The organism is Streptomyces sp. 2P-4 (assembly GCF_030167965.1).
Classification (GTDB): domain Bacteria; phylum Actinomycetota; class Actinomycetes; order Streptomycetales; family Streptomycetaceae; genus Streptomyces; species Streptomyces globosus_A.
On sequence record NZ_CP095011.1, the window covers coordinates 6,232,214 to 6,252,400 of the forward strand.

Annotated in this window: 20 protein-coding genes and 1 pseudogene; 11 read left to right on the forward strand and 10 right to left on the reverse strand. The window is 75.3% G+C overall.

Features of this window, described 5'->3' with window-relative positions:
* Positions 1-31: 31 nt before the first annotated feature.
* Complete coding sequence (gene modA, locus MUK52_RS27790) at positions 32-841, reverse strand: molybdate ABC transporter substrate-binding protein (protein ID WP_114056396.1); 810 nt, start codon at positions 839-841, stop codon at positions 32-34.
* Positions 842-968: 127 nt separating this feature from the next.
* Positions 969-1,364: a TOBE domain-containing protein gene (locus MUK52_RS27795; protein WP_284581049.1), complete on the reverse strand. Its 396-nt coding sequence runs from the start codon at positions 1,362-1,364 to the stop codon at positions 969-971.
* A 134-nt stretch (positions 1,365-1,498) separates the two neighbouring features.
* Between MUK52_RS27795 and MUK52_RS27800 the strand changes: the two genes are divergently transcribed.
* Complete coding sequence (locus MUK52_RS27800; RefSeq protein WP_114056395.1) at positions 1,499-1,882, forward strand: RNA-binding S4 domain-containing protein; 384 nt, start codon at positions 1,499-1,501, stop codon at positions 1,880-1,882.
* A gap of 69 nt (positions 1,883-1,951) precedes the next feature.
* Here the strand turns inward: MUK52_RS27800 and MUK52_RS27805 are convergent, their stop codons facing one another.
* Genes MUK52_RS27805 through dhaK form a run of 3 tightly spaced genes read right to left on the reverse strand, consistent with a single transcriptional unit; the run spans position 1,952 to position 4,010 of the window.
* Entirely contained in the window at positions 1,952-2,356 is a 405-nt protein-coding gene (locus MUK52_RS27805) for a PTS sugar transporter subunit IIA domain-containing protein (protein WP_284581052.1), read from the reverse strand.
* Positions 2,353-2,949, reverse strand: a complete 597-nt coding sequence (gene dhaL, locus MUK52_RS27810) for a dihydroxyacetone kinase subunit DhaL (RefSeq protein ID WP_114056393.1) — start codon at positions 2,947-2,949, stop codon at positions 2,353-2,355. The genes MUK52_RS27805 and dhaL overlap by 4 nt, the downstream gene beginning before the upstream one ends.
* Positions 2,950-3,005: 56 nt before the next feature.
* Positions 3,006-4,010 carry a dihydroxyacetone kinase subunit DhaK gene (gene dhaK, locus MUK52_RS27815; RefSeq protein ID WP_284581057.1) on the reverse strand — a complete coding sequence of 335 codons (1,005 nt, stop codon included), beginning with the start codon at positions 4,008-4,010 and terminating at the stop codon, positions 3,006-3,008.
* Between the two features lie 247 nt (positions 4,011-4,257).
* Between dhaK and MUK52_RS27820 the strand changes: the two genes are divergently transcribed.
* Positions 4,258-4,920, forward strand: a complete 663-nt coding sequence (locus MUK52_RS27820) for an alpha-ketoglutarate-dependent dioxygenase AlkB (protein WP_114056391.1) — start codon at positions 4,258-4,260, stop codon at positions 4,918-4,920.
* A 3-nt stretch (positions 4,921-4,923) separates the two neighbouring features.
* On the opposite strand, the gene MUK52_RS27825 is transcribed toward MUK52_RS27820, so the two are convergent.
* Together MUK52_RS27825 and MUK52_RS27830 are read right to left on the reverse strand one after the other, a co-directional pair.
* Positions 4,924-5,229: a YkvA family protein gene (locus MUK52_RS27825; RefSeq protein WP_114056390.1), complete on the reverse strand. Its 306-nt coding sequence runs from the start codon at positions 5,227-5,229 to the stop codon at positions 4,924-4,926.
* Positions 5,230-5,276: 47 nt separating this feature from the next.
* On the reverse strand, positions 5,277-5,738 hold the full coding sequence (locus MUK52_RS27830; protein ID WP_284581061.1) for a MarR family winged helix-turn-helix transcriptional regulator: 462 nt from the start codon (positions 5,736-5,738) through the stop codon (positions 5,277-5,279).
* A 119-nt stretch (positions 5,739-5,857) separates the two neighbouring features.
* On the opposite strand from MUK52_RS27830, the gene MUK52_RS27835 reads away from it, so the two are divergent.
* Both MUK52_RS27835 and MUK52_RS27840 read left to right on the forward strand, forming a co-directional pair.
* Complete coding sequence (locus MUK52_RS27835) at positions 5,858-6,415, forward strand: DoxX family protein (protein ID WP_114056388.1); 558 nt, start codon at positions 5,858-5,860, stop codon at positions 6,413-6,415.
* 100 nt (positions 6,416-6,515) lie between these two features.
* The gene (locus MUK52_RS27840; RefSeq protein WP_114056387.1) at positions 6,516-8,324 is read left to right on the forward strand and encodes a glycoside hydrolase family 15 protein; all 1,809 of its coding nucleotides are present in this window, start codon (positions 6,516-6,518) and stop codon (positions 8,322-8,324) included.
* A 37-nt stretch (positions 8,325-8,361) separates the two neighbouring features.
* Here the strand turns inward: MUK52_RS27840 and MUK52_RS27845 are convergent, their stop codons facing one another.
* Entirely contained in the window at positions 8,362-10,458 is a 2,097-nt protein-coding gene (locus tag MUK52_RS27845) for a SpoIIE family protein phosphatase (RefSeq protein ID WP_284581791.1), read from the reverse strand.
* 313 nt (positions 10,459-10,771) lie between these two features.
* Between MUK52_RS27845 and MUK52_RS27850 the strand changes: the two genes are divergently transcribed.
* Positions 10,772-11,506 (forward strand): class I SAM-dependent methyltransferase, encoded by a 735-nt coding sequence (locus tag MUK52_RS27850; RefSeq protein ID WP_114056386.1) that lies wholly within the window; start codon positions 10,772-10,774, stop codon positions 11,504-11,506.
* An 18-nt stretch (positions 11,507-11,524) separates the two neighbouring features.
* On the opposite strand, the gene MUK52_RS27855 is transcribed toward MUK52_RS27850, so the two are convergent.
* Positions 11,525-12,433, reverse strand: a complete 909-nt coding sequence (locus MUK52_RS27855) for an alpha/beta hydrolase fold domain-containing protein (protein ID WP_114058770.1) — start codon at positions 12,431-12,433, stop codon at positions 11,525-11,527.
* Between the two features lie 215 nt (positions 12,434-12,648).
* Between MUK52_RS27855 and tdh the strand changes: the two genes are divergently transcribed.
* The 3 genes from tdh to MUK52_RS27870 all read left to right on the forward strand — a co-directional run bounded on the left by tdh (position 12,649) and on the right by MUK52_RS27870 (position 15,937).
* On the forward strand, positions 12,649-13,677 hold the full coding sequence (tdh, locus tag MUK52_RS27860; protein WP_114056385.1) for an L-threonine 3-dehydrogenase: 1,029 nt from the start codon (positions 12,649-12,651) through the stop codon (positions 13,675-13,677).
* Between the two features lie 121 nt (positions 13,678-13,798).
* A complete protein-coding gene (locus tag MUK52_RS27865; RefSeq protein ID WP_114056384.1) occupies positions 13,799-15,007 on the forward strand; it encodes a glycine C-acetyltransferase in 1,209 nt (402 codons plus the stop codon).
* 12 nt (positions 15,008-15,019) lie between these two features.
* Entirely contained in the window at positions 15,020-15,937 is a 918-nt protein-coding gene (locus MUK52_RS27870; protein ID WP_114056383.1) for a LysR family transcriptional regulator, read from the forward strand.
* Positions 15,938-16,045: 108 nt separating this feature from the next.
* On the opposite strand, the gene MUK52_RS27875 is transcribed toward MUK52_RS27870, so the two are convergent.
* Positions 16,046-16,843: a DeoR/GlpR family DNA-binding transcription regulator gene (locus MUK52_RS27875; RefSeq protein ID WP_114058769.1), complete on the reverse strand. Its 798-nt coding sequence runs from the start codon at positions 16,841-16,843 to the stop codon at positions 16,046-16,048.
* Between the two features lie 218 nt (positions 16,844-17,061).
* On the opposite strand from MUK52_RS27875, the gene MUK52_RS27880 reads away from it, so the two are divergent.
* The 3 genes and pseudogenes from MUK52_RS27880 to MUK52_RS27890 all read left to right on the forward strand — a co-directional run bounded on the left by MUK52_RS27880 (position 17,062) and on the right by MUK52_RS27890 (position 20,159).
* The gene (locus MUK52_RS27880; RefSeq protein ID WP_114056382.1) at positions 17,062-17,970 is read left to right on the forward strand and encodes an SIS domain-containing protein; all 909 of its coding nucleotides are present in this window, start codon (positions 17,062-17,064) and stop codon (positions 17,968-17,970) included.
* Positions 17,967-18,791, forward strand: a pseudogene (locus MUK52_RS27885) (class II fructose-bisphosphate aldolase); the annotation flags it as partial. The gene MUK52_RS27880 and the pseudogene MUK52_RS27885, both read left to right, overlap by 4 nt.
* 177 nt (positions 18,792-18,968) lie before the next feature.
* Positions 18,969-20,159, forward strand: a complete 1,191-nt coding sequence (locus MUK52_RS27890) for an acyl-CoA dehydrogenase family protein (protein ID WP_114056380.1) — start codon at positions 18,969-18,971, stop codon at positions 20,157-20,159.
* Positions 20,160-20,187 lie beyond the last annotated feature (28 nt).

Here is a 20,187-nt window from a genome sequence, read left to right on the forward strand (position 1 = left end):
GGCACGGGGGCGGCGGGCCGGCCGGCGGCGGTCACGGCTTCTGGAAGCCGGCGTCCTGGAAGATCTTCTGCGCTTCCGGGCCGCTCAGCCAGGCGGTGAACGCGGCGGCGGCCGCAGCGTTCCTCGACTGCCTGAGCGCAGCGGCCGGGTAGGAGGCGACGGCGTTCTGCCCGTCCGGGATGTCCACTGTCGCCACCTTGTCGGCGGACTTGGCGGCATCCGTCTGGTAGACGAGGCCGGCGTCGGCCTCGCCGAGTTCGACCTTTGCGAGCACCGCGCGGACGTTGGGCTCCTCGGAGACGGGCGCCACCCGTACCTGCTGCGCGTCGAGGATCCGTCGGCTGTAGCGGCCGACCGGGACCTCGGGCGCCGCGAGCACCACCTTGACCTTGCTGTCGGCGAGGTCCTTCAGCCCTCCGATCTTGAACGGGTTGCCCTTGCCCGTGGCGATGACCAGGCGGTTCCTCGCGATGACCGAGGGGCTGCCGGTCTCGGCGGCGAGGCCGTCCATCGTCCTGGTGTCGGCGGTGACGAGCACGTCCGCGGGAGCGCCCTGCCTGACCTGGGCGGCGAGCTCCTGGGACCCGGCGAAGGAGAAGGTGACCCGGGTGCCCGGGCGGGCCTTCTCGTAGGCCGCACCGGCGGTCTTGAACACGTCGGTGAGGGAGGAGGCGGCCAGGACGGTGAGGTGCGCCGCGCCGGGGGCGGACGCCGGGCCGGAGACGGCCGGGCTGCCGGCCCCGCTGTCGGTGCTGCCGCCGCAGGCGGTCAGGGCGGGCAGCAGGACGGCGGCCAGGACTGCCGCGGCCGGGGCGGTGCGGCGCTGGGGGGCGGGGGGCATGCGGTGCTCCTCGGTCGGATCTGCGGCGGGCGGGCGGTGCCGGCCGCGGGATGGCGACCCGCGCCGGGGACGGCGGAGCGGGGCGGTGGGGCGTACGGGCGGGCCTCTCGCAGGCGCCGCGGGCGGGTCAGGCGCGGTCGATGTGGACGCTGGTGGACTTCACGCGGGCGGTGGCCCGCCGGCCGACGGCCAGGCCGGGTTCGGCGACGGCCTCCCGGGTGAGCAGCGAGACGATGCGGTGCGGGCCGGCCTGTATCCCGATCCGGGCGGCGACGTCGCCGAGCCGCACGGCGGTGACGATGCCGGGGAAGGCGTTGCGGGCCGAGGTGTGCGGTGCGCCGTCCTCGGCGGCGGCGCCCTGGCCCGCCTCGACGGCGAAGGCGGCCAGGTCGCGGCCGCCGATCACCCGTCGGCCGGCGGGGTCGCGGTGGGTCGCGACCCGGCCGGCGTCGGCCCGGCGGCGGGCCGTGTCCGGGCTGACGCCCGGCAGGCGCGCCGCCTGGCCGATGGTGTAGGTCTGCATGTGCGACACGGTAGGCGCACTAGTGGCGCATCTGCAATTGTCTTCGGATGAACTGCATGGCAGATGCGGCAGGGGTTGTGGCATCCGCCGAAACTCGTTCCGGTTTCCGGGCCTCCCCTCGCTAGAGTCGTGCCATGGCAGAGGGAGCAACCGAATCGGGGACGGCCCGGGTGGACGCCTGGATCTGGTCCGTCCGGCTGACGAAGACCCGCTCGATCGCGGCGACCGCGTGCCGCGCGGGCCATGTGAAGGTCAACGGCGAGCGGGCCAAGCCCGCGCAGTCGGTGAAGGCGGGGGACGAGGTACGCCTCTTCCACGCGGGCCGCGAGCGGATCGTGGTGGTCCGGCGGCCGGTGACGAAGCGGGTGGGCGCGCCGGTGGCCGCCGAGTGCTTCGTCGACAACAGCCCGCCGCCTCCGACGCCCGTCGAGGCGGCCGCGGTCGGCATCCGCGACCGCGGTACGGGCCGGCCGACCAAGCGGGACCGGCGCGAACTCGACCAGCTCCGCCGGCGCTGACCCCCGAGGCGGGGCGGTGTGCGCGGCGGGGCGGGAGCCCCTGCCCGGGCGCGCCGCCCCGCCGCGCGGTCAGCCCTTGCGATAGTCGTACGCCTCCTGCGCCGCCGCGGCGACGGCGTCCAGGGAGGCCCCGGACGAGGCCGCGACGAGCGCCGCCACCGCGCCTTCCACGAACGGGGCGTCCACCAGGCGGGACCGCGGCGGCAGCTCGTCGTCCGCCAGCAGCGCCTTCACCGTCAGCACCGCGCTGCCGAGGTCCGCGATCAGGGCCACGCCCGCCCCGCGGTCCACTTCCCGCGCGGCCGCCGCGATCCGCTCCGCGCTCGTCCCCAGGCCGCCGCGGGCGGTGCCGCCCGCCGCCGCCACCGGGGCCACCGCCCCGCCGGCCGCCAGCCCGGCCGCCAGCTCCGCGACCGACTCCGCGACCCGCGCGCTGTGCGACACCAGGACGATCCCGACCGGCCCGCCGCTCATCCGGCCGCCTCCGCCAGGGCCGCCAGCAGCAGCGCCGAGGACGTCGCCCCCGGGTCCTGGTGGCCGATGCTCCGCTCGCCCAGGTAGCTCGCCCTGCCCTTCCGGGCGAGCATGGGGACCGTGGCCAGCGCGCCGGCCTCCGCCGCCTCCGCGGCCGCCCGGTAGGAGGTGCCGAGCGCCGCCACGCCGGGCAGCAGCGCGTCCAGCATCGTCTTGTCGCCCGCCGCGGCGCCGCCCAGGGCGGAGACCGCGGCGACACCCGCGTCCAGCGCCGTGCGCAGGTCCTCGTCGGTGACCTCGGCGGCGTCGCCCAGCTCCTTGCCGGTGCGGCGCAGCAGCGTCCCGTACAGGGGGCCGGAGGCGCCGCCCACCGTCGAGATCAGGGTCCGGCCCGCGAGCCCTAGCACCGCGGCCGGCGTGGCGGGCGGCTCCGACTCCAGTGCGGCCTGCACCGCCGTGAAGCCGCGCAGCATGTTGCTTCCGTGGTCGGCGTCCCCGATGGGGGAGTCGAGCTCCGTCAGCCGGTCCGCCTCGCGCTCCACGGAGGCAGCGGCGGCCGCCATCCAGCGCCTGAAGAATTCAGTGTCACGCAACTCGGTCTCCTCGCCTCGCACCCCACCGGCCGGCGGTCCCGCCCGCCACCTTATGCTCAGGCGCCCCACCGCAGCGCGGCCGTCCGCACGGGCGCGTCCCAGAGACGCAGCAGTTCCTCGTCGGCGCGGCACAGCGTCACCGAACAGCCCGCCATGTCCAGCGAGGTGACGTAGTTCCCGACGAGCGTCCGGGCGACGTGCACGCCCCGCTCCGCGAGAACCGCGCAGACGTCGGCGGTGAACCCGTACAGCTCCAGCAGTGGGGTGGCACCCATGCCGTTGACGAGGGCGAGGACCGGCCCGTCCTGCGGCGCGATCCGCTCCAGCTCCTCCGCGACGGCGCCCACCGCGATCCGCGCGATCTCCCGCGACGGCATCACGGGGCGCCGCTCGCGGCCCGGCTCGCCGTGGATGCCGATGCCCAACTCCAGTTCGCCGTCCGGCAGGTCGAAGGTCGGGCTGCCCTTGGCGGGCGTCGTGCAGGCGCTGAGCGCCACGCCGAAGCTGCGCGAGGCCGCGTTGACCCGGCGGGCGATCTCCGCGACCTCCTCCAGCGGGGCCCCCGCCTCGGCCGCCGCTCCGGCGATCTTCTCGACGAACAGGGTGGCTCCGGTGCCGCGCCGGCCTGCGGTGTACAGGCTGTCGGTGACCGCGACGTCGTCGTTGACCAGCACCTGCTCGATGCGGATGCCGTCCTCCTCGGCGAGTTCGGCGGCCATCCGGAAGTTCAGCACGTCGCCCGTGTAGTTCTTGACGACGAAGAGCACGCCCTGCCCGGAGTCGACGGCGGCGGCCGCCCGCAGCATCTGGTCCGGAACGGGCGAGGTGAACACCTCGCCGGGGCAGGCCGCCGACAGCATGCCGGGGCCGACGAAGCCGGCGTGCAGCGGCTCGTGCCCGGAGCCGCCGCCCGAGACCAGGCCGACGCGCCCGCCCTCGCGCGCGCCGCGCCGTACGACGATCCGCCGCTCGACGTCGACCTCCAGGTCGGGGTGGGCGGCCGCGATGCCGCGCAGGGCGTCGGCGACGACGGTCTCGGGACTGTTGATCAGCATCCTCATGGCGTCTCCCGGAGTGGAGCGGCGGGGCGGGGCGGCGGGGCGGGCCGGGCCCGGGCCCGGCGGCCCCCGTCGGCGTCCTCGGTGATCGGAGGCGAGCCTATGCGGCGCCGCGGCGCAGCGTCACGGAACGCGCACGGGACGGGGGCGCCGGATCACCTGCCGGACCGGTGCGCCACGCGGCGGCGTTCGAGGGCGCAGCGACCCATGTAATCGAGCGGATGTTCGAGTGGCGAGGTACGCTCGACCCATGAGCACCCTCCGCGGCCCCTCCGCACCGGGCAGCCTCCCCGGCCTCCAGGGCTCCCTCTTCGACCAGGGGGAGGACATCGGGCTCGGACCGCTCGCCGGCCTGTGCCGCACCCCGCTGGGATCCGGTGCCTGGGTCGACCACCTGCCGGGCTGGCTCACCGGCGCGGACGCCCTCTTCGCCCACCTCGCCGAACATGTCCCGTGGCGCGCCGAGCGCCGCCGCATGTACGAGCAGGACGTCGCCGTGCCGCGGCTTCTCGCCCACTACGGCGAAGGCGAGCCGCTTCCGCACCCCGTCCTCGCAGAGGCCCGCGAGACCCTCTCCCGGCACTACGCCGCCGAGCTCGGCGAGCCGTTCGCCACCGCGGGCCTCTGCCTCTACCGCGACGGCCGCGACAGCGTCGCCTGGCACGGCGACCGCACCGGCCGCTCCGCCACCGAGGACACCATGGTCGCCATCGTCTCCGTCGGCGACCCGCGCGACCTCGTCCTGCGCGCCCGCGGCGGCGGGCCGACCCTGCTGCGCCTCCCCCTCGGCCACGGCGACCTGGCCGTGATGGGCGGCTCCTGCCAGCGCACCATGGAGCATGCCGTGCCCAAGTCCGCCAAGGCCGTCGGCCCCCGCATCAGCATCCAGTACCGGCCGCGCGGCGTGGCCTGACGCTCAGACCGCCTCCGGCTCCTTCGCCGCGGGCTCCCGGCGCACCGCGTGCGCGGCGGCCCGCAGCGAGCGCAGCGCGAAGAGCAGTACGCCGATGTCGTCGAGGTAGACCGGGTCGGGCACCAGGTCCACCGGCGAGACCGTGTAGACGACGGCCGCCCAGAACAGGGCCTTGTCGCGCAGCGGCACCCCCGCGTCCAGCAGCATCCGCCGCGCCCGCACCACCCGTACCAGGAGCACGGCCGCCGTGGCGGCCAGCGCGAGGCCGGCCGCCGCCGCGGCCGTCAGCCAGAGCGTCGTCGTGTCCATGCACCCTCCCTACCCGTTCCGCGCACCGCAGCCGGACGGCCGCCGTGTCAGCCCTGCTCCCGCAGCCGGCGGCTGACCTCGCCGAGCCCGTCGGCGACGGCCTCCAGCTGCGCCGGGGTCAGCACGTCGATGAGCGCCTCGCGGACCGCTGCCACATGCCCGGGGGCGGCCTCCTCCAGGCGGGCGCGGCCCGCCTCCGTGAGGACGGCGAAGACCCCGCGGACGTCGGAGGGGCAGCTGCGGCGCTGCACGAGCCCGGCCTTCTCCATCTGCGTCACCTGGTAGGTCAGGCCGCTCTTCGAGTTGATCAGGCCATTGGCGAGTTCCGTCATCCGGAGCTCGTTGCGGGGCGCAGCCGCGAGCCGCACCAGTATCTCGTACTGCGGGTGGGAGAGTCCGGAGTCGTCCTTGAGCTGCTGGTCCAGATGCCGGTTCACCAGGGCGGAAGCCGCCAGGAAACCCCTCCAGGCGCGCATCTCCCGCTCGTCCAGCCATCTCGTTCCAGCCATGCCCCCAGGGTACACAGGTTGTTCCAATTTGAATCACTCGCTACTGTCGGCAAGGATGGCGGTTCGAATTTGAACAACTCCCCTCGCCGCCGAGGGGCCGCCCGACCGGAAGGATCCCCATGACCAGCCCCTCCGTCGCCACGACGCAGCCGCAGGCCGCCGCACCGGCCGCCCCCCTCGCCCTCTCCGCACCCGGATACGACGCCGGCCTCCTCCTGCTCCGCCTCGTCCTCGGCCTGACGATCGCCGCCCACGGCGCCCAGAAGCTCTTCGGCTGGTTCGGGGGCGGCGGCATCAGCGGCACCGGGAAGTTCTTCACCTCCGTCGGCTACCCGGCGGGCGACGCGATGGCCGTCGTCGCCGGCCTCACCGAGACCCTCGGCGGCCTCGGCCTCGCCCTGGGCGTCCTCACCCCGCTCGCCGGAGCCGCCGTCGTCGGCACCATGATCAACGCGATCGCCGTGCACGGCACCGAGTCCTTCTTCGCCACCAAGGGCGGCATGGAGTACGAACTCCTGCTCACCGCCGCCGCCGCGGCCCTCACCCTCACCGGCCCCGGCCGCCACGCCGTCGACCGCCTCGTGCCCTTCCTGCGCGCCCACCGGCTGACCCACGGCGCGGTCGCGCTCGCCGTCGGCATCGCCGCCGCGGCCGTCACGCTCCTCGTCCGCTCCTGACGCACCGGCGCCCCGCCCGCCCGTCCGCCACGGGCCGACGGGGCGCCGCCCGCGCCGCTTCCGCTGATTGGTGCAGCCGATCCGCGGGAAAAGCGCACGAATGACACAACCCATCGAAGACTACGCAATCATCGGCGACCTGATGACGAGCGCGCTCGTCGGCCGCGACGGGTCCATCGACTGGCTGTGCCTGCCCCGCTTCGACTCCGCCGCCTGCTTCGCCGCCCTCCTCGGCACCCGCGAGAACGGCCACTGGCGCCTCGCCCCCGCCGCGGCCGCCTCGGACGAGACGTGCACCCGCCGCGCCTACCTCGACGACACCCTGGTCCTGGAGACGTACTGGGAGACCCCGGAAGGCTCCGTCAAGGTCGTCGACTTCATGCCGCAGCGCGACAAGGCCCCCGACGTCATGCGCATCGTGGAAGGCCTCTCCGGCACCGTCACCGTGCGCAGCACCCTGCGCCTGCGCTTCGACTACGGGCACGTCGTCCCCTGGGTCCGCCGCGTCGACGGCGAGCGCGTCGCCGTCGCCGGCCCCGACTCCGCCTGGTTCCGCAGCGAACCGCCCGTGCCCACCTGGGGCGAGGCCAACAGCACCTGCTCCGAGTTCACCGTCACCGCCGGCGACCGCGTCGCGTTCGTCCTCACCTGGCACCCCTCGCACGAACCCCGGCCACGCCCCGTCGACCCCGACACCGCCCTGCAGCACTGCATCGAGGACTGGCGGGCATGGACCGCGCAGTGCTCCTACGAGGGCCCCTACCGGGAGGCCGTCACCCGCTCCCTGATCACCCTCAAGGCCCTCACCTACGCCCCCACCGGCGGCATCGCCGCCGCCGCGACCACCTCGCTCCCCGAGGAGATCGGCGGCGTCCGCAACTGGGACTACCGCTACTGCTGGCTGCGCGACTCCACCCTCACCCTCGGCTCCCTCATCGCCACCGGCTACCTCGACGAGGCCCGCGCCTGGCGCGAATGGCTGCTCCGCGCCGTCGCCGGCGACCCCGCCGACCTGCAGATCATGTACGGGCTCGGCGGCGAGCGGCGCCTGCCCGAGACCGAGCTGCCCTGGCTGCCCGGCTACGAGCGCTCCGCGCCCGTCCGCATCGGCAACGCCGCCGTCGACCAGCTCCAGCTCGACGTGTACGGCCAGGTCCTCGACACCCTCCACCTGGCCCGCACCGCCGGCCTGCCCGCCGAGCGCCAGGGCTGGCGCATCCAACTCGCCCTCCTCGACTTCCTGGAGCACAACTGGCGCCGCCCCGACGAGGGACTGTGGGAGGTCCGCGGCCCCCGCCGCCACTTCGTCCACTCCAAGGTGATGGCCTGGGTCGCCGCCGACCGCGCCGTCCGCACCCTGGAACGGGACCCCTCCGAGCTCGGCGACGTCGAACGCTGGCGCGCCATGCGCGACGAGGTCCACCGCGACGTCTGCGCGAACGGCTACGACCCCGAGCGCAACACCTTCACCCAGTTCTACGGCTCCCGCGAACTCGACGCCGCCACCCTCCTCATCCCGCGCGTCGGCTTCCTCCCGCCCGACGACCCGCGCGTGATCGGCACCGTCGACGCCGTCCGCGCCGAACTCGGCAGCAACGGCGGCCTCCTCCGCCGCTACAGCACCGAAGGGCCCTCCGTCGACGGGCTGCCCGGCGACGAAGGAGCCTTCCTCGCCTGCTCCTTCTGGCTGGCCGACGCCCTCCACCTCACCGGCCGCGACAAGGAGGCGCGGGAGCTGTTCGAACGGCTGCTCGCCGTCCGCAACGACGTCGGCCTCCTCGCCGAGGAGTACGACCCCGTCTCCGACCGCCAACTCGGCAACTTCCCGCAGGCGTTCAGCCACATCGGCCTCGTCAACACCGTCCTCACCCTCTTCACCCCCGGCGGCCCCCCTTCCGCGCCGCACTGACGGCGCGCCGCAGCCCGGCCCGGCCGCCCCCGGAGTCTCACGGCCGCCGCGGGGCGGCCTCCCGCGAGGCCAGCAGCAGCGCCACGTCGTCCGCCCTGTCCTCGACCCCGCGCACCACGCCGATCAGCCGGTCCGCCGTCTCCTCCAGCGGCGACGGCGGGGCCGCGGCCAGCGCCGCCCGCAGCCGCTCGACCCCCACGTCGATGTCCGTGTCCGGCATCTCCACCAGCCCGTCCGTGTACATCGCGAGGACCGCCCCCGGCGCCAGCCGGAAGTCCGCCACCGGGTACACGGCGTCCGGATCGATCCCCAGCACCACCCCGCCCGGCAGGTCCAGCACCTCGGCCCGCCCGTCCGCGTGCCGCAGCAGCGGCTGCGGATGCCCCGCCCGCACCGCCTGCGCCCGCCCCGACACCGGGTCGAGGACCACGTAGCAGCAGCTCGCGAACTGCCCCGGGTCCAGGTCGATCAGCAGCCGGTTCGTGCCCGCGACGACCTGCTCCGGCGTGTTCCCGCTCAGCGCGAACGCCCGTACCGCACTGCGCACCTGGCCCATCGTCGCCGCCGCCGCCACACCGTGCCCCTGCACGTCCCCGATGACCAGCGCCAGCAGGCCCCCGGCCGTCTCCACGACGTCGTACCAGTCCCCGCCCACATCCATCCCCACCGTCCCCGGCAGGTACCGGCCCACCGTCGTGACGTGCCGCCGCTCCGGCAGCCGGTGCGGCAGCAGCGCCGACTGCAGGCCCCGCGCCAGGGCCGCCTCCGAGTCGTAGCGCTGCGCCCGCTCCAGCGCCTGTGCGATCAGCCCCGCCAGCGCCGTCAGGACCGTGCGCTCCTCCGGGCTGAAGCCGCGGGGCGCGTCGAAGCCGAGGATGCAGGAGCCCACCGGCCGCCCCGACGCGATCAGCGGCAGGAACGCCCGCGCACCCACGTGCGCGTCCAGCGGGATCCCCGGGTACGCGGCGGCCAGGTGCTCCATCGACTCGAAGAAGATCGGCCGGCCCGAGGTCAGCGTCTCCACGCCCGGCAGCCGCGCGTCGAGCCCCACCCCGTCGAACCGGTCCAGGAACCCCTGCGGGAAACCCGTCTCCCACGCCAGGTACAGGTGGCGGTCGCTCAGCAGGTAGATCGCCAGCTGGCGGCCCCCGAACGCCGGCAGCAGCTCCTGCGTCACCACCGCCGACACCTGCCGGGCCGTCACCGCCTCCGTCAGCGCGATCGCCAGCGCCACCGGCCGGTACAGCGCCGACGCCCGGTCCGCGGGCGCCCCCAGGTCCGCGCCGGGACGCACCACCGCCTCCGGCGCGTACGCCGGCTCCTCCGTCCCGCCGATCACGACCGTCACCCCGTCCGGCCCCGGGTACAGGTCGACCGCCACCCACTCCCCGGGCGGCTGCCGGCCCCGCCGCGCCGGGAAGTGCACCGGGTCGCCCGCCATGAACACCGCCCGGAAGTGGTCCTCGTACGCCGGGTGCCCCAGCCACGGCACCGCCTCCCACAGCAGCCGCCCCCGAAGCTCCGGCCCGCCCGCGCCCAGCCGGGCCGCCGCCGCGTTCACGTACCGGATGCGGCCCCCGCGGTCCAGGGACAGCACCGCCCGCGGAAACCGGTCCAACGCCTCCCGCGCCCCCTGCGCACGCCCCGGCGGCGGCGCCACCACCGGATCACCCGCCCACTCCACCGCGTCCCCGGCCGCCGCCACGGCCGCCAGCTCGACGGCCAGCCCGGCCGCGACCGCCCGCAGCCGCTCCCGGTCCACGGCCGGCACCGCGGCGCCCGGCGTGGGCGGGCGCAGCACGAACAGCACCCCGAACCGGTCCCCGCCGGCCGCGACCGGCTCGTACAGCGACCCGTACCGGTACGGCAGCCCGGCCATCAGCTGCGGGAACCGCCGCGTCGCCGACTCCGCGTCCGGCAGGTACACGGCCGAACCTGTGCGGTGCGCCTCGGCGACCGGGAACGGCCGGTTCACCTGGATCCGCCACCACGGCCGGAACAGCGGGCCCGGCGCCCCGGTCAGCGCCGCCATCAGCAGCACACCCCCGGCCCCCGAGCGCAGATACACCCCGCCCGCGAACCCGCCGACCGCCCGCACCGCCTCGCCGGCCGCCCGCACGAGCACCCGGGCCAGGGCATCGCGGCCCGGGCCGCTGTCCGGTCTCGCCGTCACACAGCCAGCATGCCCCCGCCCCGCCGCCACCGCGACCGCCGCCCGTGCGGCGGGCGGACGCACCTCCCGCCGGGGCCGGACACACCAGGCGGGGCCCGTACGCGGCGCCTGCACCGCGCACAGCCCCCGCCCGCCGGCCCCGCCGGCGGGGCGAACGACTCGCCCGTCCGGGGGGACGGGCTCGCGCCCACCCCGCCGCCCGCCCGGACCCGGGGCACGATACGCAGGCGTCCCACCCCTCCCACCCCTCCCGCCCCGGAAGGCAAGGCAGAGCATGCGGTTCCCGTACGACACCCTCGGCGACGAGTTCCCGGAGTCGACGACCACGGCGGCCTACTCCGCCGCCGACACCCACACCCTCCTGGAGGCGCTCGACGCGCTCGGCGGGGTCCACGGCCTCGACACCCTCGACCTGGCCTGCGGACACGGCCACAACACCCGGCTCCTGGCCCGCGGCGGAGCCCGCCGCGCCCTCGGCGTCGACACCTCCGAAGACCTGGTCCGCAAGGCCCGGGCCCACGCCGGCCACATCCCCGGAGCCGTCGCCTACGTCGTCGCCGACACCGCCAGTCTGCCCCGCATGGGGCCCTTCGACCTGGTCACCGCCGCCTACCTGTTCAACCAGGCCCCCGACCGCACCGCGCTCCACGGCATGTTCCGCTCCATCAGGGCCAACCTGCGCGACGGCGGCCGGCTCCTCGCCACCGTCCCCAACGCCGGCGCCTACCCGCACGTCGACTGGTCGCCGTACGGGGTCCGCATCGTCGAGCGCATCCCCGCAGGCGAAGCCCCCCTGCTGAAGGCGCAGCTCGTCGGCGCCCCCGCCCTCGAGTTCGAGTTCCGCGAGTGGGCGCACTCCGACTTCGCGGAAGCCGCCGTCGAAGCCGGGTTCAGCACCGTCGGCTGGCAGCCCAACCGCACCCCGCCCGCCGACGCGGCCCGCGACGAGGCCTACTGGACCGCGTACCGCGCCTGGCCGGTCAGCTCCCTCATGACCTGCACGGCCTGAGCCCGCCCGCCCCGCCCCTCACTGTGCGGCGGCGGACCGGACCAGCTCCACGATCCGGTCGCGGGCCGCCCGCCCCTCCGGCACCGGCAGCAGCGGATAGGAGTGCAGCAGCCCCGCCTCCTCGTACAGCTCCACCTCGGAGCCGGCCTCCCGCGCCCGCCGCACCAGCTCCCGGCTGTCCGTCGCCAGCACGTCCCGCGTCCCCGAGAACACCGTGATCGGAGCCAGCCCGCCCAGCGACCCGCGCAACGGGCTCACCTGCGGATCCTCCGTCGGCAGCGTCCCCGCGTACAACCGCCCCGCCTCCCGCAGCCCCGACCGCGCCTGCACCGGGTCCAGGGCCTCCAACGCCTCCTGGTCCGGATGGCTCACCGTCAGGTCCAGCCACGGCGAGATCAGCACGATCCGGGACGGCTGGGCCCCCGTACGGTCCCGCAGCCGCTGCGCCGCCGCCAGCGCCAGCCCGGCGCCCGCCGCATCCCCGACCAGCACCGTCCCGCCCTCGCCGCCGGCCTCGATCAGGCCGCTGAGCAGGTCCGCGGCGACCGGCACCGTACGGTCCGCCGTGCCCCGCGGAGCCAGCGTGTACGCCGGCACCACCACCCGTGCCCGCGCCTGCACCACCAGCGTCCGCACCATCGCCCAGTGCGGCCGCACCAGCTCGTGCACGTACCCGCCCCCGTGCATGTACAGCACCCGGGCCGCCGGCTCGGCGCCCCGCGGCGAGGCGTCGTACACCGGCCACGCCCCGACGAACGTCCGCGATATCTCCGCGACCCGCCCCAGCGACCGGGGCGGCAGGTGCGACGCCGGCCGGCGCGCCGCCTCGGCGACCAGCGCGCGCACCGCCTCCGCACTTGCGAGCCCCCTGCGCCTGCCCGCCGCGACCAGCGCGACCGACAGCGCCCTGCTGCGCAGACTAGGCACGCCCGACACCTCCCCGAACCCCGACCCCGACAGGCGGCCCTTCCGCAGGCCACCCGCCCTTCACGGGAGGAGCATAGGCGTGAAGCTGCGCTGTCGACCCGCTTAAGAAATCCTCGATGGACTGATTACTGCGCAGGTCGGCAGATTGGTCCCGTCGATACGCCGCACCAGCCCCACGGGGCGCGGCACCCCCTGCACATGCCTGGAGCCACCCCATGAAGGCACTCGTCAAGCACAAAGCCGAACCCGGGCTCTGGCTGATGGACGTCCCGGAACCGGAGTACGGCGCCGGGGACGTGCTGATCAGGGTGCTGCGCACCGGCATCTGCGGCACCGACCTGCACATCCGCTCCTGGGACGGCTGGGCGCAGGGCGCCGTCAAGACCCCCCTCGTCCTCGGGCACGAGTTCGTCGGCGAGGTCGCCGCCGTCGGCGCCGACGTCCGCGACATCGAGATCGGCGCGCTCGTCAGCGGCGAGGGCCACCTCGTGTGCGGCAAGTGCCGCAACTGCCTGGCCGGCCGCCGCCACCTGTGCCGCAGCACGGTCGGCCTCGGCGTCGGCCGCGACGGCGCCTTCGCCGAGTACGTCGTCCTGCCCGCGCAGAACGTGTGGGTGCACCGCACCGCCGTCGACCTCGACGTCGCCGCGATCTTCGACCCGTTCGGCAACGCCGTCCACACCGCCCTGTCCTTCCCCCTCGTCGGCGAGGACGTCCTGATCACCGGGGCCGGCCCGATCGGGATCATGGCGGCCGCGGTCGCCCGCCACGCCGGCGCCCGCAACGTCGTCATCACCGACGTCAGCCCCGAGCGCCTGGAGATCGCCCGCAAGGCCGGCGCCACCCTCGCCCTCGACGTCTCGGACGCGACCATCGCCGACGCCCAGGAGCGGCTCGGGCTGCGCGAGGGCTTCGACGTCGGCCTGGAGATGTCCGGCCGCCCCGAGGCGATGCGCGACATGATCGACAACATGACGCACGGCGGGAAGATCGCCATGCTGGGCCTGCCCGCCCAGGAGTTCCCCGTGGACTGGGCGAAGATCGTCACCTCGATGATCACGATCAAGGGCATCTACGGCCGCGAGATGTTCGAGACCTGGTACGCGATGACCGTCCTCCTGGAAGGCGGCCTCGACCTCAGCCCCGTCATCACCGGCCGCTACTCGCACCGCGACTTCGAAGCCGCCTTCGACGAGGCGGCCACCGCCCGCAGCGGCAAGATCATCCTGGACTGGACCGCGTAGCCGCGCCTGCCCCGCACACCACTCCCCTCCGGCCGGGCCCCGCAGAACCCTCCCCCCTCCGCGGGGCCCGGCCCCCCTTCGTCTCCCTCCGCCGCACGGAGAAGAAAGCGAGCACCGCACCATGTTCGGACACGTCCGCGAAGACCTTCGCGCCACCCTCGACGAGATCCGCTCCGCCGGCCTGCACAAGCCCGAGCGGGTCATCGGCACCCCGCAGAGCGCGTCCGTCGCCGTCACCGCCGGCGGCACCCCCGGTGAGGTCCTCAACTTCTGCGCCAACAACTACCTCGGCCTCGCAGACCACCCCGAGGTCGTCGCCGCCGCCAAGGAGGCCCTCGACCGCTGGGGCTACGGGATGGCGTCCGTCCGCTTCATCTGCGGCACCCAGGAGGTCCACAAGGAGCTGGAGGCCCGCCTGTCCTCCTTCCTCGGCCAGGAGGACACGATCCTCTACTCCTCCTGCTTCGACGCCAACGGCGGCGTCTTCGAAACCCTCCTCGGCCCCGAGGACGCCGTCATCTCCGACGCCCTCAACCACGCCTCCATCATCGACGGCATCCGCCTCTCCAAGGCCCGCCGCTTCCGCTACGCCAACCGCGACATGGCCGAACTGGAAGCCCGCCTGAAGGAGGCCGCGGAGGGCGGCGCCCGCCGCAGGCTGATCGTCACCGACGGCGTCTTCTCCATGGACGGCTACGTCGCCCCCCTGGCCGAGATCTGCGACCTCGCCGACCGCTACGACGCCATGGTCATGGTCGACGACTCGCACGCCGTCGGCTTCGTCGGCCCCGGCGGCCGCGGCACCCCCGAGCTGCACGGCGTCATGGACCGCGTCGACATCATCACCGGCACCCTCGGCAAGGCCCTCGGCGGAGCCTCCGGCGGCTACGTCGCCGCCCGCGCCGAGATCGTCGAACTGCTCCGCCAGCGCTCCCGCCCCTACCTCTTCTCCAACTCCCTCGCGCCCGTCATCGCCGCCGCCTCCCTCAAGGTCCTCGACCTGCTGGAGTCCGCCGCGGACCTCCGCGAGCGCCTCGCCGCCAACACCGCGCTGTTCCGTACCAAGATGGCCGAGGCCGGCTTCGAGATCCTCCCCGGCGACCACGCCATCGCCCCCGTCATGATCGGCGACGCCGCCGAGGCGGGCCGCATGGCCGAGCTCCTCCTGGAGCGCGGCGTGTACGTGATCGGCTTCTCCTACCCCGTCGTCCCCATGGGCCAGGCCCGCATCCGCGTCCAGCTGTCCGCCGCCCACTCCACCGCCGACGTCGAGCGGGCCGTGGCCGCGTTCACCGACGCCCGCGCGGCCCTCGCCGCCGCCAGGGGCTGACATCATGGAGGGGTGATCGACCCCCGCCGGCTGCGCATCCTGCGGGCCGTGGCGGACCACCGTACGGTGACCGCCGCGGCCGCAGCCCTGTACCTCACCCCCTCCGCCGTCTCCCAGCAGCTCGCGGCGCTCGAACAGGAAACCGGGCACACACTGCTGACCCGCAGCGGCCGGGGCGTGCGGCTCACCGCCGCCGGCGAGATCCTCCTCGCCCACACCCACGAGGTCCTCGCCCAGCTCGAAAAGGCCGAGGCCGAACTCGCCGCGTACGCGGGCGGCACCGCCGGCGAGGTCACCGTCGCCGCGTTCGCCACCGGCATCGCCGAGGTCCTCGCCCCGGCGATCGCCCGCCTGGCCCGCGAACACCCCGGCATCCGCCTCCGCGTCCGCGACGCCGAAGGCGACGAAAGCCTCCCCCTCGTCCTCGACGGCGGGGCCGACATCGCCCTCGCCGTCGAATACCGGGGCGCGCCCGGCGCCGACGACGGCCGCCTGTCGGTCGTCCCGCTCTACGCCGAGCCCTTCGACGCGGTCCTCCCCGCCGGCCACCCGCTCGCCGACCTCCCCGAGGTGAGCCTGCCGGACCTCTCCGACTCGGACTGGGTCGGCCAGTACCCCGGCAACCCGTGCCATGCCGTCACCCTGCTGGCCTGCGAACTCGCCGGCTTCCAGCCGCGCCTGCGCCACTCCTCGGACGACTTCCGCGCCGTGACGGCCCTCGTCGGTGCAGGAGCCGGGGTCGCCCTGGTCCCGCGCTCGGCCCTGCGCGGCATGGACCTCAAGGAGGTCCAGGTCCGCCCGGTGGCCGGCCTCCCGGCAACCCGCCGCGTCTTCGCCGCAACCCGCAGGGGGGCGGAGACCCACCCGCTGCTGGCTCCCATCCTGGAGGCGCTGACGAGGGAGGCCGCGCGGCTGGACACGCGGGGGTGACGGTGCGGCGGGGAGCCACCGCCCGGTGCGCCCGTCGGCCCCGGTCGCGAGGCTCCCGGTCACCCGGCTCCCGCCGTCGCCCCGGCCCCGCCCCGCGGCTGCCGGGCCTCACACCCGCCGCACCGCCACCCCCGCCGCCTCGAAGCGCTCCGCCACCTCGTCCGGCAGAGCCGTGTCCGTGATCAGGGTGTCCACCGCGGACGTCGGGCAGATGCGGGCGAAGGCGCGGACTCCCAGCTTGCTGGAGTCCGCCGCGACGACCACGCGGCGGGCGCGGTCGCACAGGAGGCGGTTCATCGCGGCCTCGTCCTCGTGGCGGGTTGCCGCGCCGTCGGCCGGGTCGAAGGCGTCGACGCCCACGATCGCCGTGTCCACGGACAGCTGGCCGAGGACCTGCTGCGCCAGCGGGCCCGTCAGCTCGTACGACTGGGCGCGGGCGACGCCGCCCGTCAGGACGATCTTGAACTGGGGGCGGATGACCAGCTCGCCCGCGATGTTGAGGGCGTTCGTCACCACCGTCAGGGCGGGCGCGCCGGAGCCCTGGGCGTCGGAACGGGCGAGGTCCGGGCGGGCGGCCAGGGCGCGGGCCACCTCGGTGGTGGTCGTGCCGCCCGTCAGGCCGATCACCTCGCCGGGGGTGACCAGGGCGGCGACCGCCTCGCTGATGCGGCGCTTCTCCGCGGCCCGGCGGGACGTCCGGTAGCGCAGGGGGAGTTCGTACGACACCCCGTGCACGACCGCGCCGCCCCGCGTGCGGACCAGGAGCTGCTGTTCGGCCAGCAGGTCGAGGTCGCGGCGGACGGTCGCGGCGGAGACGCCGAGCGTCTCCGCCGCGGGCTCGACCTCGATCTCCCCCCGCTCGACCAGCAGGTCCAGCAGCGTTTGCCAGCGCTCCTTGCGGGTCATGGATCCCACGCGTTCGCCCCCCAGGTGTTCCAGGTGTGCCCGGCACTCCGGCCGGCGGCGCGTGCGCCGCGGCCCGTGCGCCGACACTAACCCAGGCGTCCGGGGCACCGGGATGCTTGAAGTTGCGTGAAAGTGCCCGATACCTTGCAGGAAAGCGCATCACGCGACATCAAGCGCCACGCCCACCCGACCCGCATCAGCCCGGCCAGGGAGCCGCCATGAGCCAGAGCCACGTCGCATACGAACTGGGCACGCAGCCCGAGTGCTGGGAGCGGGCCGCCGAACTGGCGCCGGGCCGGCGGGCGGTGCTGCCGCAGCCGGGGGAGCGGGCGGCGATCGTGGGGTGCGGGACCTCGTACTACATGGCGCAGGCCGCGGCCGCCCTGCGCGAGGAGGCCGGGCAGGGCGAGACGGACGCGTTCCCCGCGTCCGAGTTCCCCCTGCACCGCCGCTACGACAGGGTGGTGGCCGTGACGCGGTCGGGCACCACGACCGAGGTCCTGGAGCTGCTGGCCGGCCTGCGCGACGCGGGGGTGGCGGTGACCGCGGTGGTCGGGGACCCCGCGACGCCCGTGATGGCGCTCGCAGGCGACCTCGTCGTCCTGGACTTCGCGGACGAGCGGTCCGTCGTCCAGACCCGGTTCGCGACGACCGCGCTGACCCTGCTGCGCGCCCACGTCGGCAGGCACACCGCCGCCGCTGTCGCGGACGCCCGGACGGCGCTCGCCGAGGCGCTGCCCGACCGGATCGCCCTGCACCGCCAGTTCACGTTCCTCGGCCGCGGCTGGGGCGTGGGGCTGGCGCACGAGGCGGCGCTGAAGATGCGCGAGGCGTCGCTGTCGTGGGCGGAGTCGTACCCGGCGATGGAGTACCGGCACGGCCCGATCAGCATCACCGGCCCCGGGACGGTCACCTGGTCGCTCGGCGGGGCGCCGGACGGGCTGTCCGCACAGGTGGAGGCCGCGGGCGGCCGCTGGGTGGAGGGCCGGCTGGACCCGCTCGCCGAGCTGGTGCGCGTCCACCGGCTCGCGGTGGCGGTGGCCGCCGACCGGGGGCTGGATCCGGACCGGCCGCGGAACCTGACGCGCTCGGTGATCCTCGCGGCGGGCGAGGAGGCCGTCCGATGAGCCTCGTCCCCGCGGGTGCGCTGGTCGCGGAGGCGGCGGCCGGGGGCCGGGCCGTCGCGGCGTTCAACATCATCACCCTGGAGCACGCCGAGGCCGTCGTCGCGGGCGCGGAGCAGGCGGGGCTGCCGGTGATCCTCCAGCTCAGCGAGAACGCGGTGAAGTTCCGCGGCGGGGCGCTGCTGCCGATCTCGCGGGCCGCCGCCGCCTGTGCGGAGGAGGCCGGGGTGCCGGTGGGGCTGCACCTCGACCACGTGCAGAGCGCCGAACTGCTGCGGCAGGCGGCGGACGCCGGCTTCGGGTCGGTGATGTTCGACGCGGCCCGGCTGCCGTACGCGGAGAACCTGGAGGCGACGCGCGCGGCGGCCGAATGGGCGCACGCCAACGGGCTGTGGATCGAGGCGGAGCTGGGCGAGGTCGGCGGGAAGGGCGGCGCCGCCCCTCTCGACCCCCACGCGCCCGGGGCGCGTACGGATCCGGAGGAGGCCCGGCGGTTCGTGGCCGACTCGGGGGTGGACGCCCTGGCCGTGGCGGTCGGCACGAGCCACGCGATGACGAGCCGCACCGCGTCGCTGGACCACGCGCTGCTGGCGAGGCTGGCGAAGGCCGTGGACGTGCCGCTGGTGCTGCACGGCTCCTCGGGGCTGCCGGACGCGGAGCTGGCCGCCGCGGTCGCGGGCGGCATCCGGAAGGTCAACATCGGTACGGCGCTGAACGTGGCCATGACCGACGCCATCCGCGCGCACCTCACGCCGGCGGACCCGCGCCCGTACCTGACGGCCGCCCGGGCGGCGATGGCGGCGACGGCCGTGGCCCTCCTGGGGCACTGGCGCCCTGAGCGCGCCCCGGCGCCGCGGTGCCGGGGGCCGAGGTGCCGGGCCGTGCGGGCGGGGTGTCCGCACGGCCGCCCTTCCGGATTGGTGGAACGCGTTCTACCCTGCCCCCCACTCGCAAGCCCCCGAACGCGGCCGCGCCCGCGCCACCACACCCCCGGAGGGCCCGTGCACCTCGAATACACGCCCGCGCAGCAGCAGTTGCGCGCGGAGCTGCGCGCCTACTTCGCCGAGCTGGTGCCGCAGGACGTACGCGCCCGCCACACGGACCCGGCCGCCCAGAAGCGCTTCTACCGGGAGACGATCCGGCGCCTGGGCGCCGACGGCTGGCTCGGGGTCGGCTGGCCCGTCGAGTACGGCGGGCGCGGCCTGTCGGCGGTGGAGCAGTTCATCTTCTTCGACGAGGCCGCGCAGGCCGTCGTCCCGCTGCCGCTCATGGCGCTCAACACCGTCGGGCCGACCCTCATGCGGTTCGGCACCGACGAGCAGAAGGCCTACTTCCTGCCCCGGATCCTCTCCGGGGAGATCGACTTCGCCATCGGCTACAGCGAGCCCGACGCCGGCACCGACCTGGCCGCCCTCAGCTGCCGGGCGGTCCGCGAGGGGGACGAGGAGACCGGCACCTACGTCGTCAACGGGCAGAAGACATGGACCACCAACGGCGACACCGCCGACTGGGTCTGGCTCGCGGTGCGCACCGACCCCGCGGCCCCGCCGCACAAGGGCATCACCCTGCTGCTGGTGCCGACCTCCGACCCCGGCTACTCCTGCACCCTCATCAACACCCTCGCCTCGCACGACACCACCGCCGGCCACTACGAGGACGTACGCGTCCCCGCGAGCCGCCGCGTCGGCCGGGAGAACGAGGGCTGGCGGCTGATCACCAACCAGCTCAACCACGAGCGCGTCACCCTGGCCGCCCACGGCACCATGGCCGTCCGGGCCCTGCACGACGTCCAGCGGTGGGCGGCCGGCACGAAGCTCGCCGACGGCCGCCGCGTCATCGACCTGCCCTGGGTGCGGACCAGGCTCGCCCGCACCCACGTCCGGCTGGACGCCATGAAGCTGATGAACTGGCAGATGGTCAGCGCCGTCCAGGACGGCACCCTCACCCCGCAGGACGCCTCCGCCGTCAAGGTGTACGGGTCGGAGGCGCGCCGGGACGCGTACGCCTGGCTGATGGAGGTGCTCGCCGCGGCCGGCCCGCTGAAGGGCGGCTCGGCGGGCGCGGTCCTGCACGGAGAGCTGGAACGCGGCTACCGCAGCGCCGTCGTCTTCACCTTCGGCGGCGGCAACAACGAGATCCAGCGCGAGATCATCGCGTGGACCGGCCTGGGCATGCCCCGCGTCCGCCGCTGAGCAGGCCGGCCGGCGGTCCGGCCGCCCG